This window comes from Kitasatospora sp. NPDC059408 (assembly GCF_042751525.1).
In the GTDB taxonomy this organism is placed as follows: Bacteria; Actinomycetota; Actinomycetes; order Streptomycetales; family Streptomycetaceae; genus Kitasatospora.
Genome location: NZ_JBHYWI010000008.1, coordinates 22,712 through 37,506, shown reverse-complemented (window position 1 = coordinate 37,506; position 14,795 = coordinate 22,712). Strand labels below are relative to the sequence as shown.

Here is a 14,795-nt window from a genome sequence, read left to right as displayed (position 1 = left end):
CTATCCAGCGCACCTCGCCGCCGTCGCCGGGGCTCGTCGACGTTCGTAGCGGATCTGTGGTTCCGCACGCCCTGGCGCAGTGGTCCATGGGAAGGCCAGGGGGGCGTCACAGCTCCCGGCGCATCAGGACGCACATCGTCTCGTGGCGGCGGACCGATCCGTCGGGCGCTTCCTCGTCCCAGGCGTCGGTCTCGCGCCCGTAGGCGGCGTAGCCCAGGCGCTCGTACAGGGCGCGGGCCCGGGGATTGTCCTCCTCGACGCCGAGTTCGGCCCGGCGGAGGCCGCGGTCCCTGATGCGCTGTTCGGCGGCGCGGATCAGGAGCGTGCCCAGGCCGCGGGACTGGAGGGCGGGGAGCACCGCGAGCTGCCAGATCGTGCCGGCGCCCGCAGCGGCCCGGTAGTCGACGCCGCCGATGGCCACCGGGATGTCCACGGGTGTGCAGACGGCCAGGTAGTCGACGTCGCCCGCCGCCGCGCGCAGCAACTCCCGTTCCACGCTGCGCAGATGGAGGGTCGATCCGGACCACGTGCACGCGGGCAGGTCCTCCGGGCGGAGGTCCCGCACGCTCACGGGCACGGCGATGGTCGATGCGGCGGCGGACAGGTCACGGGGGAGCGGCTGGTGAGGACCCATGCGCGGAACCGTACTCCCGTCGATCCGCCGTCCGCAGGCTGGTTTCCCTTGACCTCAAGCCCACTTGAAGGGCGAGGGTGGTGCGCATGAGTCACGAAACGAGTACCGAGAACCCCGATGTCAAAGCCATCGCCGACGTCGTCGCCACCGTCGAGCGCACCCAGCGGGCCAAGGACGTGGACGGCTTCCTGGCCCTCTTCCACCCCGACGCCCTGTGGACCACCGCGCACGGCAGGGTCCTGCTCGGGCGCGAGGCGATCGCCGGGTTCACCCGCGCGGTGCTGCCCGCCGACGACTGGGACGGGCAGGTGACGTACGAGGTGGCGCACGTGCGGTTCCTGCGCCCGGACGTCGCTGCCGTCAAGGTGCGCCAGGTGTACCGGTCGGCCGACGGCGATTCCGACGGCGATTCCGACGGCGATTCCGAGGGCAGCCCGCTCTACGTCATGACACGCGGCGCCGACGGACGGTGGCTCCTGCACGCCTGCCAGAACACTGCGGTTCACGCGGGGTAGACGGCCGGGTGCACCCCGGCCCCGCACGGGGGTCGGGACCGGGGCGCGCCCGCTCGTGTACGGAGGCTTCCTGCGGAGGTCACCGCGGCGGGTGCCACACATGGGTGGGCAGGGCGTCGGCCAGAGTGTTGAAGAAGCGCTGGTCGCGCCAGGCGTCCCGGTTGCCGATGACGAACAGACGGCGGCGCGCGCGGCTGACCGCGACGTTGAGGAGATTGGGCCGGGAGGCGGCCCAGCCGCGTGCCCCGGGGTGCCGGGGATCGGTGCCGAGCACCAGGATGACGACGTCCGACTCCTTGCCCTGCGTCGTGTGGACGGTGCCGACGCGCGTACGGTCCAGCAGGCCGCGGGTGACGCGCTGCGCGCCGGCGACGACGTCGCGGAACGGGCTGATGACGAAGATGTCGTCGGCGGAGACCCCGCGGTCGAGGAGCTTCTCGACGATCTGCCGCAGGGCCCGCCCCTCCTCCGGGATCCAGTGGCCCTCGGCCTGCGGGGAGGCGACGTCGACCCACGAACTGCCCGCGTACGGGAACGCCCCGCGATCAGGGGTGCCGTGGACCATCAGGCCGTCGTAGGCGATGGCATTGCTGACCGCGAACATCGGGTCGTCGCAACGGCGGTGGACGCGGAGCGGCGCGCCGACCCACACCTCGGTGGAGCCGTCCGGGAGTTCGGCGGGCAGCGTCGTGCCGTACCGGTTGGCGCGGTCGGCGACCCGCTGGACGGACGTGCGGCTCGGCGCCCACTCCTCGTCCACGCCGAAGTCGCGGCGCAGCGCCTGTTGGGCCGTCCAGGGCAGGACGACGACGGGCTCCAACTGGAGCGGGTCGCCCACGACCACGCTCCTCCGCGCCCGCCAGAGCCCTCCGACCGCCATCTGCGGGGTGGCCTGCCCGGCCTCGTCGATGAAGAGCCAGCCGAGGGACTCGCGGCCGAGGCCGGAGAAGACCCGGTCGAGCGAGGCGAACGTGGTCGACACCAGGGGGACGACCAGGAAGAGGCTCTGCCACGCGGCGCGGCGGGCCTCCTCGGGCACGGTCTTCGGAGCGGCTCCGGAGACCACGTCCATGGCGGCCCTGAGGTTGGCGCGCATCGTCTTCGCGGTGCACCGGAGGAAGGCCTTGTGGACCTCCATCGCCGCGAAGAACACCTCGGTCCTCGCGGCCGTGATCTCCTCGTCGGCCCACGGGGACGAGAGCTCGCGGCGCTCGGACTTGGCCAACAGCTCGGGGGAGGGCACACGGTCGCCCCAGCGCGCGCGGGCCGTCGCGAGAGTGGACTCCAGCCGCTCGGCCCGCTCTACGGCGTCGGCACGCTCGGTGCGGTGGTGGTGCAGTGCGGTGTCGGCCAGGTGTGCGGCCGATCCTGCCCGCTGTTCGGCATCCCTGGCCCCGTCGGCGGCGAGCCGGGCGGCCTGCTCGCGCTCGGCGAGCGGCGCGTCGCCCGCGTGCCAGTCACGAGCCGCCCGGCCGGCGGTGAAGAGGCTGACGGTGAACCCGGGGCGCCGCTCGAAGTGGGCCTGCCGCTCGCGCTCGCAGTCCTCCAGGCGCCGCTGCGCCTCGGCTGCCGCCCGGGCGGCTCCGGCAAGGTCCTCCTGACGGTGTCGCAGGTCCTCGGCCGTGGTCCGGACGGCGCGGGCGGCGGCCTCGGCGGCGGCCCGCGCGGCGGGCAGGCCGGACAGGGCCTCGGCGGCCTCCGCACGCTCGGCGCCGAGCCGTTCGACGGTGGCCAGCGCGCTGCGGAACCGGTCGACGGCCGTGCGCCACACGCCGCTCTGCGGGGAGGCGGCGTACTCGGCCATCAGGTGCTGCAGGCCGCGCCCGGTGTCGATCCAGCCGTCACGCCGTGCGGTCCGGCCGGCGGACGGGCGGGCGTCGGCCCGCGGGCCACCATCGGGGCCGGGGCCGGGGCCGGGGCCGGTGCCGGTGCTGTTGCCGTTGCCGGGTCGGGTGTCGGACGCCTTCTCCTGGCCCCACCAGAAGCGGGAGACGAACTCACCGCGGTTCCTCTTGCTGCCCAGCCTCGCCGCGATGGCACCCCAGGCGGGCTCGCCCTTGAGCAGGCGGGTGGCCTGCTCGGCGAAGTAGTCGGCCTGGGCGTGCCAGTCCTCGTGGACGGCCCCCAGCGAGGGGATCTCGGTGGAGATGTTCTCGACGGCGCCGTTGTTGGCGGAGGCGACGACCATCTCGAATCCCGTGAGCTCCGGGCGCAGCTCCCTGACGGTGCGGGAGTACTCCCCGGACTTCCACTGGTGCGTCGTGTCGCTGAAGGCGGCCGACGGCAGCCGGAGCCGCGCCAGCCGTGTCGCGCGCTCCACGACGAGGTGGGCGACGATGTCGCGCAGCATCGTCGTCTTGCCGGTGCCGGGTGGGCCGTTCACGGCGAAGACCCCGGCGGAGTCGGTGAGTTCACCCCCGACGAGGTTGACGGCGAACTGCTGGCTGAGCGCCAGCGGGTACTTCGTACTGGCCGGCCAGCGGCCGGGCGGGGCCGCGGCGGGACTCACCCGGAGGAGCGCCTGCTCCGGCTGGTGGCGGAGGTCGATCCGGTGCTCGGGGCGGAAGGCCGCGGCGGGCGCGAGGTAGGTCCCCAGAGCATGGCCGGGATCGTTCAGCGCCAGGTCGCGGGTGACGCGGTCGAGGTCGGCGGCGATGAAGCTGTTGAGGAAGTCCTGCTGGTCCACGTCGTCGGCGCGGTCGGACCGGACCTGTACGCTCCTGACCCGGACGGCGAACGGCGCCAGGTCCTTCGCCACGGACCAGTCGTCGGCGAGGTCGGAGGCGAAGCCGAGCAGGTCCGCCGCCGTGATGTGACGGGTGCCGACCGGGCTCTCCGACCCGTCCGCGCCGTCGTCCGGTCCATCGGTTCCCTCTGCGAGGAGGGCCCGCGCTGCGGTGAGCGCCTCCGCGGCCGGAGCGCCGTCCGCCGCGAGCACCGGTACCGGGTCCTCGCCGAGTTCACCGGCCCGTGCGTGCCAGGACTGGGCCTCCCCGTCGAAACCGTCCAGCCAGCCCGGCCGTCCGGGCCCCGGGCGGCGGGCGCGTCCGGTCGCCCAGGCGCAGGTGGAGAAGATCGGGGAGTCGAGGAGCAGGCGGCCCTCGTCGTTGACGGTCAGGGCGAACAGCGCGCTCTCGCCGGCCATGCGCCCGTCGTGGTCCTCGTCGTCCTCGCCGAAGACCTCCAGGAGGGCGTCCCGCACCGCGCTCAACGGGAAGACCCCGCCGTAGACGACGTGCTGCCAGGTGAAGCCCGGTTCCAGCGGCAACCGGCGCAGCGGATGGCCGTCCTGCCAGGGCAGCGGCCGATCCGGTGAGACCTCGTACACCCGCTCGCGAAGGGACGCGGCCGGTACCTTCTGCGGGCTGAAGAGCTCCACCGCCCGCCAGTACCCGACCACCGCCGCCCTACGCCGACGCTCCGCCGTCATGGCATTCCCCCCGCAGCTCCTGGTTGCTCACCTGCTCATCGGCGACGATCAGCCTACGGAATGCCGGGGCACCGCGGGACACCTCGGGGCACGGCGGCAGTCCGCCCGTCGGCCCGGCGGTGACGAACGACGGCCGGCGGCCCGCACTATCGTGCCGACGTGACCGACACCGCGCAGCGTCCGCTGCTGTTCCTCGACGTCGACGGCCCGCTCATCCCGTTCGGCGCGGCTCCGCAGGAGTATCCGACCTACGCGACGGGCCTCGGGCCGGGGGCCGACGCGAATCCGCTCCTGAGCAGGATCAACCCCGAGCACGGCCACCGGCTGGCCGCGCTGCCGTGCGACGTTGTGTGGGCCACGACCTGGATGGCCGACGCGAACGAGTGCGTGGCCCCGCTGCTCGGTCTGCCGCAGCTGCCGGTGGTGCCGTGGCCGGAGCCCTCCGACCTCGACGACCAGGACGAGCGGGACGGCCTGCACTGGAAGACCCGCGCCGTCGTCGACTGGGCGGCCGGACGCCCGTTCGTCTGGGTCGATGACGAGATCACGGACGCCGATCGGGTGTGGGTCGCCGCCCACCACGGCGGTCACGCTCTCCTGCACCGCGTCGACGCCCGCCGCGGGCTGACCGACGGGGACTACGCGACTCTCGACTCCTGGCTGCGGAACCTGCCCTGACAGCGACGTCACGGCGTCTCGGCGCAGGGCCGTCGCGGCCCGGGCGCATCGCGCGTAGACCATGCGCGTAGACACTCCTTGACCTGTGGGGTTGATCGCCCCATCTGGCCGCACGAGTGCGCACGCTGCTTGAAAGTGACGGTCTTTCACAGCAGTCCCGCCGAGAGCTGGAGTCTGTGCACGACGGTCTGCGGGTAGGCGGCTACAGCAACAACCGACCCAACAGCGAAGGACAGCGATGACGGACGACAAGCAGGCGAAGGGCACCGCGGGCTACCTGTTCGAGGCGGGCATGCTCAAGCGGGCGAAGCGCTCCGGCTGGTGGATCGCTGGGGTCAAGGACCCCGAGACGATTGCCGAACACTCGTTCCGGACGGGTGTCGTCGGCGCGGTGCTCGCGATGATGGAGGGCGCCGACCCCGCCAAGGTCGCCCTGTTGTGCCTCTTCCACGACACCCAGGAGACCCGGGTCGGCGATATCCCGCACATCGGCCGCCGCTACCTCACCGCCGCCTCGAACGAACGCGTGACCGCCGACCAGGTCAGCGCGGCTCACCCTGCCGTCGTCGCCGGGGTTCAGGCAATCGTGGAGGAGTACGAAAACGCCGAGAGCCCGGAAGTCATCGTCGCCCACGATGCGGACAAGCTGGAGTGCCTGATTCAGGCCGTGGAGTACCGCGAGCAGGGGTATCAGAACGTTCAGCCGTGGATCGACAGCAGCCTCGGCAGCCTCAAGACCGAGTCAGCTCGCACCCTTGCTGAGGCCGCACTGACAATGACGTCCTTGGAGTGGCAGAGGGTCTTCCTCGGGTGACGCTGCCGGCACCGGGCGAAAAGCAGTCCGCTCGGCAAAGTGAGTTCATCGCCATGGCAAACGGCATGGACGCTATCCGCGCTCGGCTTGGCCTGTAGGCGCTGGCCGTCTCGCTCGCACCCCCGCCTCGTTCTGGAGGCGGGGGTGCTGGGGTTTTTGGGCTTGTCTCCGTCAGCGGTGCGGGTTTGGTGTCACCCGGTACTTCTCCTCTTCCTCCGGCGGCGGGAGTGGGACGGCGATGGACGGCTCGATGCCGGCCGCGGCCCGGAGCCGGTGGCCGTACCCCGGCTGGAGGGTGCCCGGCGGGGCGCGTGAGGTCGATGTCTGCTCCTGTGCGGGCCCGCTCGGCGCGCTCGCGCTCGTCCGGCTCGGCGGTCACCCCCGTGTTCGGCCTGGCCGCCGGCCTCCAGGCCCTGGCAGCCTGTCGCCCCCTCCGGGCGACTCGTCGTCGCCGCGAAGTTCACGCTGGACCCTGCGAACGGCGCGGATCGCGACGACTGCCGCCTCGCTGAGCCGCGGGATAACCCGAAGCAGCACGAACCGAAGGCCCGCAACGCCTGTACCGAGAGCAACCAGCCACTCAGGGACTCTCACCGACAACTCCCTTTGATAGGGCAGATCGGGGGAGGTCCCTGTTTTTAGGCAGGCTCGACCCGACCTACCGCAAGCGGTAGATGAATCGAGACCTGCCGGTGCAGGTGCTCGGAAAACTCGCTCAAGCTGGTGAAGTCGAGGCTTTCCGGTGCGGGTTGAGCGTCAACCCCCGCCCAGCCGCTGTCAGTACACCGGTACTCAGGCGGCTATGCGGGGGGTAACCCCGGGTGTATTCCCTTGCACCCGGGGTTGCGACGTACCGAGAGGTGCCAACCTCTCGGCAGTAGCTTCATGGCCTTCCGTCAGATATGTCAAACCGCCTGGAGGCATCCCCCTTTGACCACCCCGGACTTCGCCGACCTGAAGGCCGAGGCTGAGCGCAAGCACGGAGGTAAGGGCCTGAAGTTCGTCGCATCAACGTCCACCTCGGATGCAGAAGGCGTCGGCGGCGCTGAAGTCCGCCACCGCCGCCATGCGCTCCGAGTTCGGGGGCGCGGTGCGCGACGTCACGGCGTCTCGGCGCAGGGCGAGCGCGGCCTGGCCGCATCGCGCGTAGACCATGCGCGTAGACACTCCTTGACCTGTGGGGTTGATCGCCCCTACGGTTCGTGGATCACGCAGACCCCACGCCGGTTCGACGGGCGAGTCGCGCCCTCCCGGCCTGCGGGAGAAGGAGCAGACCCTCATGCCCGAGAGCACCCTGACGTCCCGTGCGCGGAAGGTTCCCACCCTCGCCGTCGGCGTCGTCGTCGGCGCGGTGGTGGCCGGCGGCGGGCTGGCCGCGGCCGATGCCGCCGCGCCCCGGACGGACCGTCAGATCACCAACATGACGGACGAGGTGGCCAGGATCAAGGCGTACTACGGGGACACCGTCGACGCCAACGGGGAGCACTGGCCCTCCCCGGACAGCAACTACGCCGCCCAGGTCAAGGGCGTCGAGACCAAGGCCCGGAAGTACCTGGCGCAGCAGATCAAGCACGACCGCGACGGCAGGAAGGCCATCGTCCTCGACGTCGACGACACCACGCTGTCGACGTACAACTACGAGCTCGAAACGACCTTCGTCTACAACCCGGCGAGCAACGCCCAGTACATCGCCACGAAGACCATGCCGGCCGTGTTCGGCATGAACGACCTGGCGACCTGGGCCCAGCAGCAGGGCTACACGGTCTTCTACATCACCGGCCGCCCGGAGGCCCAGCGCGCCGCCACCGCCGCCAACCTCGCGGCCGTCGGGTACCCGGTGGCGGACGAGGCGCACCTGTTCCTGAAGAACACGGCCTCGCCCGCGCCGTACCTGGCGTGCGGGGCGAAGTGCTCGGTGATCGAGTACAAGTCCGGCACCCGCGCCCACATCGAGGACCTGGGCTACGAGATCGTCGGCAACTTCGGGGACCAGCAGAGCGACCTGTCCGGCGGGCACGCGGACAAGGGCTTCAAGCTGCCGAACCCGATGTACTACCTGCCGTAGGGCACGGAGCCGACCGGGCCGTCCCCCGTATTGCCGCCCGCGCGTCGCGATGTCTGAATGGACGGGAAACCGTCGTTCCGCAGGCCGGCAGGCGAGCACGTGAGCAGGCGAGCAGGTGCGCGGACGAGCGGGCGAGCGGATGAGGAGCCGTCGCATGCCAAGGGCCAGGGTCAACGGCGTCGATCTCTACTACGAGCTGGCGGGGGGCGGCGACCCGCTCGTCCTGGTCCACGGCTCCTGGGGCGACCACTTCAACTGGGTGCCCGTCCTGCCGGCCCTCGCCGAGCGGTACCGGGTGCTGGTCTACGACCGGCGGGGGCACAGTCGGAGCGAGCGGCCGCCGGGGCAGGGCTCCCGGACGGAGGACGAGGACGACCTCGCGGCGCTGGTCGAGGAGCTCGGCCTAGCACCGGCCCACGTCGCGGGGAACTCCTTCGGGGCGTCGACGGCGCTGGGCCTGGCCGCGCGGCGCCCCGGGCTGTTCCGGAGCCTCGTCGCCCACGAGCCGCCGCTGATGGGGATCGTGACGCCGGACGCAGGACGTGGGCCGGTCTCGCAGGACACGCGGATGCGGGACATGCAGGTGAAGGTCGACTCGGTTCTCGCACACCTGCGCGCCGGTGAGACCATCGAGGGCGCCCACCAGTTCGTGGAGGAGGTCGCCATCGGCCCGGGGGCGTGGGACGGGTTCCCGGAGGTCGTCCGGGAGACGTTCCTGACGAACGCCCCGACCTTCCTCGACGAGCAGGACGACCCCGGGTGGTCGTCCATCGACCTCGGCGGGCTGTCCGGCTACCGGGGCCCGGCCCTGCTGACCATGGGCACGGTGAGCCCGCCCTGGTTCCCAGTCATCATCGCCCGGCTCGCCGAGGCGCTGCCCCAGGCGCAGGTGCGGCAGCTGGTCGGGGCCGGACACATCCCGCACGTCACCCATCCCGCCGAGTACGTGCAGAACCTGACCGCCTTCATCGAGGCCCACACCTGAGGCTGCCGACGCGCGCCCCCTGGGGCGGTCGTGGCCGGACACGCCCAGGGGGCGCACCACCATTGCGTCCGGGGGCGCGCCCCGCGCACCGGCGACCTCGGGCCGGCCCGGCCGTGGGTGAACGGCCCTACGGCCCGGGTGAGTTGTGGTCCGCCGCCGCCGCAATTTGGGAATCCGGCCGCCGTGCCGCTCGTCGCCGTGCCGTCCGTGCCGCTCCTCGTGGTGGTCGGATCGGCACCCGACCGATACCCGGTGCGGGGCGTCCCGGACGTGCGTCCCGACCTGGCACGTGCCGTCCCGGCCGATCGGTGTTAGGGAGCCTCGCGAGCGGGCAACGGTGTGGTGGGGGCACGTGCTCGGAGGTGGCGGCGATGGACGGGCAGGGGCTCTCCCACCGGGAGCTGCGGATCCTGGCGGAGATCGAGAAGGAGCTGCGGGCGGACGGCCGCCTCGACCGCGCCCTGCGCACGATGCGGCGCGGGCCGGGCTGGCTGCTCGTCCGCGCGCTGCGGGCGGTCGTGCGCGTGCCGGCCTCCGTCCTGTCGGTGCTGCTGGCGCTGTCGGCGGGCCTGGCCCTGGTGAGCGCGGACGCGAACTCACCCGACGTCCTGGCCGCCTTCTCCCTGGTGTGGGTGCCGACGTTCGTCCTGTCGGCGGCGCGGCTCATCGCGTGGCGGTGGCGCACCGGCGCGCGGCGGCCCGGCCGCTGACCGGTCCCGGAGCTCGCCCACCACGGCCCACGCGACCGACACCACCGGCACCGCGACCACCGCGCCCAGCACACCCGCCAGGACGGCGCCGCCGATCACCGACAGCGCCACCGCCACCGGGTGGATCCGCACCGACCAGCTCATCACGAGCGGGTGCAGCAGGTGGCCCTCGATCTGACCGATGACGACGATCAGCGCGAGTACCAGCAGCGCGACCACCGGACCGCGTGCCGCCAGGGCCACCAGCGCGGCGACGGCCAGCGCGATCGGCGAGCCGATCAGCGGCACGAGCGCCGCGACGAACTCCAGGACCATCAGCGGCAGCACCAGCGGCACCCGCAGGACGGCGAGCGCGATGCCCACCAGAACGGCGTTGACGGCCGCCACGATCAGCACTCCGCGGGTGTACCCGGCGAAGGTGCGCCAGGCCGCGCGCCCGGCCCGCGCCCACACCGGCTGGGCCCGGCCGGGGAGTTGGTGCTGCGCCCAGGACCACATCCGGTGGCCGGAGTGCAGGAAGAACACCGAGCAGAACACCGCGAGCGCGAGCCCGGTGACGAACTCGACGGCCCGGCTCGCGCCGCTGAGCGCGGTGTTGACGAGCGCCGAGCGGTGGGCGGTGATCCACTCGCCGATCTTCGCGCGGAGGTCGGTGACGGTGCCGGGCCGGAGGTGGAAGGGCGCGCCGGTCAGCCAGTGGTCGATCCGGCCGAGGCCGCCGCGCAGCTCGGCGCCGAGGCGGCTCCACTCGTCGGCGACGGTCGTGCCGACGAGCGCCAGGACCCCGCCCATGACCACGGCGGCGCACACGAAGGCGAGCAGCACGGCCAGGGAACGCGGGAGCACCCGGGCGATGAGGTCGACGAGCGGCCGCAGGACGGACGTGATGACCAGCGCCACGAACACCGCGACCACGGGCACTTCGAGCTGGGCGAGGACGGTCACGACGAGGTAGGCCGTGACGCCCAGCAGGACCAGCCGCCATGCGTACCCGGCGGCGGTCCGCAGCCCGGGCGGGACGCCGTCCCCGGAGGCCGACGGCAGGGCCCGGGGCGGCGCCACCCGGGGCCGGCGGCTGCCGAGCGGCGTGGGACGCCGGGGCGGTCGGGCACCGTTCACTCCCACGGACCGCCTCCCTGACGTAGGCCGGGCTCCGTCCGGTCCTCTCGGGTGCCCCGGCGGGCGCACCGGAAACGGCCGCGCCCGGCGCCGTGGCGGCCCCAGGTGTACCGTCCGACCGGCGCCCCCGCCCCGCGTGCAACGCCGACGCCCGCCGGATCAGCGCCCCGGACCACCCGTTCGCCGCAGCTCGGGCGCCGGTCTCCGAGAGCGGCACGCGTCCACGGAGGGTCTCAGTCCTGGAAGGTCCATTCGTTCAGCACGTCGAGGTTGCGGAACACCGGCGGTCCGTCGCACAGCGTCGCGAGCCGGGCGGCGAACTCCGTCGTCTCCGGGCGGTCGGAGTTCTCCATCGCCTGTTCGTACGAGGGGAACTCGACGATGTTCAGGTAGACGTTCTCCTGGTCGCGGTCACGGGTCTGCAGGGACCGGGTCGCTATGCGGTTGCCCGCGTTCTTCTCGACCCAGTTGTCGAGCAGGGCGTTGAACTCGTCGATGCGGGTCGTCTTGTACTCGATGATCTGGATGAAGCTCACGTCAGGGCTCCTCGTCTCAGCGGCAGGGAGGGTGGCTGTCCGCCACGTCCAGCGTCGCCCTGGCACCCGGGCCCTGCAAGGCAGGCGGCTTCGAGGGGGCGCCGCACACCCGCGTCGGCGGGCAGGACAGGATGGGCGCATGACCGAGACGCACACGTGGAGCTACGACGGGACCGAGCTGGCCTGGCTGCAGGCTGCCCTGGAGCGGCCCGGGCAGCGCGAGGGACACGTCGTGGGCGAGCTCGTGCCGGGCGGGTTCGACGCGTACCTGCGGGTGTTCCACCGGTTCGACGCCTCGGACGGGTCGGGCCGCACCCGGTCCTGGCGGGAGCGGGCCGAGGCGGCGGGCCGTCCGTTCCACGCCGAGATGAGCCACGGACCGCTGCTGCAGGACGCCGACGGCCCCGACGCCGACGTCCGGTGGCTGGCGGACTCGGGGCAGCCCGACGTCGGGACCCGCCGGGCACTGGCGCGCTGCCTCGGCCGGGTGACGGGTGAGCAGCCCGTCCTCTTCGCCTACGACCTGGCGGCCCTGCTGTGGGGCGCGCCGGAGCCGCTGGTCAGGCGTTCGTCGCTGGCCGGGCTGGACTCCTCGCGGCCCTTCGTGGCGGCCGAGGTCGGGCTCGATGCGGAGTACGAGGAGATCACCGGGCCCGAGTTCTGGTGGCCGGAGGACCGGAGCTGGGTCGTCACCAGCGACTACGACCTGCTGTCCACCTACGTCGGGTGCTCGGCCGAGGCGGCCGCGCTGATCCTCGCGGACGACGGGATCGAGGCGCTGCCCGTCACCCCGGGCACCCGGGTCGACCTTGCCGCCGACGACGCGAACAGCCGCTGAACCACGGGGCAGGTGCTCTCATGCGGGCTGCGCTACTGCGGGCGGATGATGACCACCGGGCAGGCGGCGTGCTGGGCGCAGCGGGTGCTCACCGAGCCGAGAAGGGCCCGGGTGAAGCCGCTGTGGCCGTGGCTGCCGACGACCAGCAGTTCGGCGCCGCGTGCCGCGTCCAGGAGCACGTCGGAGGGGTCGCCCATCACCATCGTCCGCCGGATCTGCACCGGCACGTCCACGCCGAGCACCTCGTCCAGTTCGTCGTGGAACCGCCGCTCGGCGAGGTCCCGGTCGAAGGACGTGTCGACCACGGGCGCGGACCAGCCGAAGTGGCTCGGCGGCTCCCACGCGCCCACCGCGTCGACGACCCCGCCGATCAGCTCGGCGTGCCGGACCGCCCAGCGCAGCGCGGCGCGCGACGGCTGCGAGCCGTCGACGCCGACCACGACGCGGGGAACGGAGTCGTTCGCGTTCATCTGTACCGTCCTGTCGGTCGTTGCCCGGTCCGTCGCCGCCCGGTCCGTCGTTGCCCCACGCACCACGGTGCGTGCCGCCGCACGCCGCCGCCAGTACGGCCCGGCACCCGGGTGACGACGGTGCGGCGGCCCGGCGGGTGATCGAATCCGGATACGGGAGGGGGCCGAAGACTGCCGGGTTCTGGCAGTGTGCGGTGACCGCGCCCTTGACACGATCTTGACGGCGCCCGCACACGAACGGTGGTGGGCGGTGACGGGGGACGGAAGGAACGGAACGGTGGGGGTTGTCGTCGTGGACGACGGGCGCCCGGTCGGCGCGGCGGTCGGTGAGCGGCGTTGTACGATGCGCGTCGTCGACCGCGCTGTGGGGGAATCGGGGGGCGCATGGACGGCGAAACGCCGTTGACGGGACGTCGGCGGAGCGACCGGGCCCAGGGGGACACCAGGCTGACGGGCGTCCTGCTGGTCGTCGTCGGCCTGCTGACGGCCGCGGCGGCGCTGCGGTCCGACGGCGGGCTGCTCGGCACGGCCACGGCCGGGCCGGTGCGCACCATCGGTTTCGTGGTCCTGCTCGGGATCGGCTGGGCGGTGCTGATCGGCCGGTTCGCGGTGCGCTTCCGGGAGGAGGTCCGGACCCTCATCGGGCCGACGCCGCGGACCGAGCGCCTGCGGGAGGCGGCGATGGTGTTGCTGCCGCTGGCCGCCCTCGGGGTGCCGGCGCTGATGCTGGTCCTCAACAGCCGCACGGGCGGCGACCACGGCTTCACGCCGCAGCTGCCGCCGCAACTGCTGCCGACCTCCACTGCGACACCGCCGCCTCCGTCGAAGGAGACGGACGACGGCGCGCTCATGCTCCTGCCCGGGCTTCTGTTCGCGGTGCTGGGGGTGGCGATGGCCGTCGTGCTCGTGGCCGTGATCGTCCTGCTGCTGCGTCAGCGAGGGCGCCTGCGCCGTCGGGTGGCCCCGGTGCTGCTGCCCGCTGCGCCGCCGCCGTCCCCGGAGGACGTCCTCGCCGAGGCAGTGGTGTCCGCCCGCACGGCGCTGACCGGTGACGACGCGCGGGCGGCCGTGATCGCCTGCTTCGTCGCCATGGAAGGCTCGCTCGCCGCCGCCGGCGTGTCCCGGCGCGACTCCGACAGCCCGACGGAACTGGTGGAACGTGCGCTGTCCCACCAGAGCATCGACCCAGGCCAGGCACACGCGCTCACCGCGCTGTACCGGGAGGCCAGGTACTCGACGCACCCGATGGACGACGGCCACGTGCGCCGGGCCCGGGCGGCCCTGGACACCATCGGCGCGGCGCTCGCAGCCGCACTCACCGAGGGCACACCCGCGCGGCCGGAGCCGACGGAGCCGACGCCCGCCGGCGCGGCAGGCCCGGCAGGATCGACAGGACACGGCCGATGAGAATCCCGCAGACGCGGACACCCGGAGACCCGGCCGACGGGTTCGCCGCGCCCGGCTCCGTCCGGCACAGCCTGATCGAGCTGACCGTGACCGCCGTCCTCGCCGAACCACTCCTCGCCCTGGTCGGCGGCCTGCCCGGGGCCGGCGCCGGCGCCGGCCTGCTGACCGCCACCGCCCTCGTCACCGCCCGGTACGTGGCCGGCGCGGGAGCCCTGGAGACGATCCTGCGCCGCCGGCCCCGGCTAATGGAGGCGCACGAGCCCGGCCTCGGCGACTGGCGCTGGACCGTCGGCCAGGCCACCGACCCCCAGGGCGACTGCAGGCCGCTGCGCACCCGCCTCCAACGGCTCTACGCCGTACGGCTGTCGGAGGCCCACGGCCTGCGGCTGCCGGCCGATCGCGACCGGGCCGCCGAACTGGTCGGCCCCCGGCTCTGGCCCTGGGTCGACCCCGAGGCGCCGGCCCCGGCCGCGACCGTCCCGGCCCCGGTCCTGCGCGCCCTCGTCGACCGGCTGGAGTCCTTGTGACGGTCCAGCCGTCCCCCTGAGGCACGTTGACGGCGCCGCACCCCGCGCCTGACCCTTCGCATCCCAC

At 73.1% G+C, this 14,795-nt stretch carries 15 protein-coding genes; 9 read left to right on the top strand and 6 right to left on the bottom strand.

The annotated features are described in order from the left end of the window. Window positions 1–106: 106 nt before the first annotated feature. A complete protein-coding gene (locus ACFXDE_RS07985) occupies window positions 107–634 on the bottom strand; it encodes a GNAT family N-acetyltransferase (RefSeq protein ID WP_380491955.1) in 528 nt (175 codons plus the stop codon). Between the two features lie 86 nt (window positions 635–720). Here ACFXDE_RS07985 and ACFXDE_RS07980 point away from each other — a divergent pair, with 86 nt between their 5' ends. Next, on the top strand, window positions 721–1,149 hold the full coding sequence (locus ACFXDE_RS07980; protein WP_380491953.1) for an SgcJ/EcaC family oxidoreductase: 429 nt from the start codon (window positions 721–723) through the stop codon (window positions 1,147–1,149). Between the two features lie 79 nt (window positions 1,150–1,228). Here the strand turns inward: ACFXDE_RS07980 and ACFXDE_RS07975 are convergent, their stop codons facing one another. Then, window positions 1,229–4,579 carry a DEAD/DEAH box helicase gene (locus ACFXDE_RS07975; RefSeq protein ID WP_380491951.1) on the bottom strand — a complete coding sequence of 1,117 codons (3,351 nt, stop codon included), beginning with the start codon at window positions 4,577–4,579 and terminating at the stop codon, window positions 1,229–1,231. Between the two features lie 159 nt (window positions 4,580–4,738). Here ACFXDE_RS07975 and ACFXDE_RS07970 point away from each other — a divergent pair, with 159 nt between their 5' ends. Both ACFXDE_RS07970 and ACFXDE_RS07965 read left to right on the top strand, forming a co-directional pair. Further along, window positions 4,739–5,257, top strand: a complete 519-nt coding sequence (locus ACFXDE_RS07970) for an HAD domain-containing protein (RefSeq protein ID WP_380491949.1) — start codon at window positions 4,739–4,741, stop codon at window positions 5,255–5,257. Between the two features lie 238 nt (window positions 5,258–5,495). Beyond that, window positions 5,496–6,071 (top strand): HD family hydrolase, encoded by a 576-nt coding sequence (locus tag ACFXDE_RS07965; RefSeq protein WP_380491947.1) that lies wholly within the window; start codon window positions 5,496–5,498, stop codon window positions 6,069–6,071. Between the two features lie 1,008 nt (window positions 6,072–7,079). Here the strand turns inward: ACFXDE_RS07965 and ACFXDE_RS07960 are convergent. Continuing rightward, window positions 7,080–7,226 (bottom strand): hypothetical protein, encoded by a 147-nt coding sequence (locus ACFXDE_RS07960; protein WP_380491945.1) that lies wholly within the window; start codon window positions 7,224–7,226, stop codon window positions 7,080–7,082. Window positions 7,227–7,350: 124 nt separating this feature from the next. Between ACFXDE_RS07960 and ACFXDE_RS07955 the strand changes: the two genes are divergently transcribed. From ACFXDE_RS07955 to ACFXDE_RS07945, 3 genes are all read left to right on the top strand, one after another. Continuing rightward, window positions 7,351–8,136: an HAD family acid phosphatase gene (locus ACFXDE_RS07955; RefSeq protein WP_380491943.1), complete on the top strand. Its 786-nt coding sequence runs from the start codon at window positions 7,351–7,353 to the stop codon at window positions 8,134–8,136. Window positions 8,137–8,290: 154 nt separating this feature from the next. After that, window positions 8,291–9,121 (top strand): alpha/beta fold hydrolase, encoded by an 831-nt coding sequence (locus tag ACFXDE_RS07950; protein WP_380491941.1) that lies wholly within the window; start codon window positions 8,291–8,293, stop codon window positions 9,119–9,121. A 371-nt stretch (window positions 9,122–9,492) separates the two neighbouring features. After that, window positions 9,493–9,831 carry a hypothetical protein gene (locus ACFXDE_RS07945; protein ID WP_380491939.1) on the top strand — a complete coding sequence of 113 codons (339 nt, stop codon included), beginning with the start codon at window positions 9,493–9,495 and terminating at the stop codon, window positions 9,829–9,831. On the opposite strand, the gene ACFXDE_RS07940 is transcribed toward ACFXDE_RS07945, so the two are convergent. Further along, window positions 9,718–10,956, bottom strand: coding sequence for an AI-2E family transporter (locus ACFXDE_RS07940; RefSeq protein WP_380491937.1), 1,239 nt, complete (start codon window positions 10,954–10,956; stop codon window positions 9,718–9,720). The genes ACFXDE_RS07945 and ACFXDE_RS07940 overlap by 114 nt on opposite strands. A gap of 227 nt (window positions 10,957–11,183) precedes the next feature. Continuing rightward, window positions 11,184–11,486, bottom strand: coding sequence for a hypothetical protein (locus ACFXDE_RS07935; RefSeq protein WP_380491935.1), 303 nt, complete (start codon window positions 11,484–11,486; stop codon window positions 11,184–11,186). Window positions 11,487–11,625: 139 nt separating this feature from the next. Between ACFXDE_RS07935 and ACFXDE_RS07930 the strand changes: the two genes are divergently transcribed. Then, the gene (locus tag ACFXDE_RS07930; protein ID WP_380491933.1) at window positions 11,626–12,324 is read left to right on the top strand and encodes a hypothetical protein; all 699 of its coding nucleotides are present in this window, start codon (window positions 11,626–11,628) and stop codon (window positions 12,322–12,324) included. 32 nt (window positions 12,325–12,356) lie between these two features. On the opposite strand, the gene ACFXDE_RS07925 is transcribed toward ACFXDE_RS07930, so the two are convergent. Then, window positions 12,357–12,794, bottom strand: coding sequence for a universal stress protein (locus ACFXDE_RS07925; RefSeq protein WP_380445723.1), 438 nt, complete (start codon window positions 12,792–12,794; stop codon window positions 12,357–12,359). A gap of 384 nt (window positions 12,795–13,178) precedes the next feature. On the opposite strand from ACFXDE_RS07925, the gene ACFXDE_RS07920 reads away from it, so the two are divergent. Both ACFXDE_RS07920 and ACFXDE_RS07915 read left to right on the top strand, forming a co-directional pair. After that, window positions 13,179–14,201 (top strand): DUF4129 domain-containing protein, encoded by a 1,023-nt coding sequence (locus tag ACFXDE_RS07920; RefSeq protein WP_380491931.1) that lies wholly within the window; start codon window positions 13,179–13,181, stop codon window positions 14,199–14,201. Next, window positions 14,198–14,728: a hypothetical protein gene (locus ACFXDE_RS07915; protein WP_380491929.1), complete on the top strand. Its 531-nt coding sequence runs from the start codon at window positions 14,198–14,200 to the stop codon at window positions 14,726–14,728. Before ACFXDE_RS07920 ends, ACFXDE_RS07915 begins: the two co-directional genes overlap by 4 nt. The last annotated feature ends 67 nt before the right edge of the window (window positions 14,729–14,795 follow it).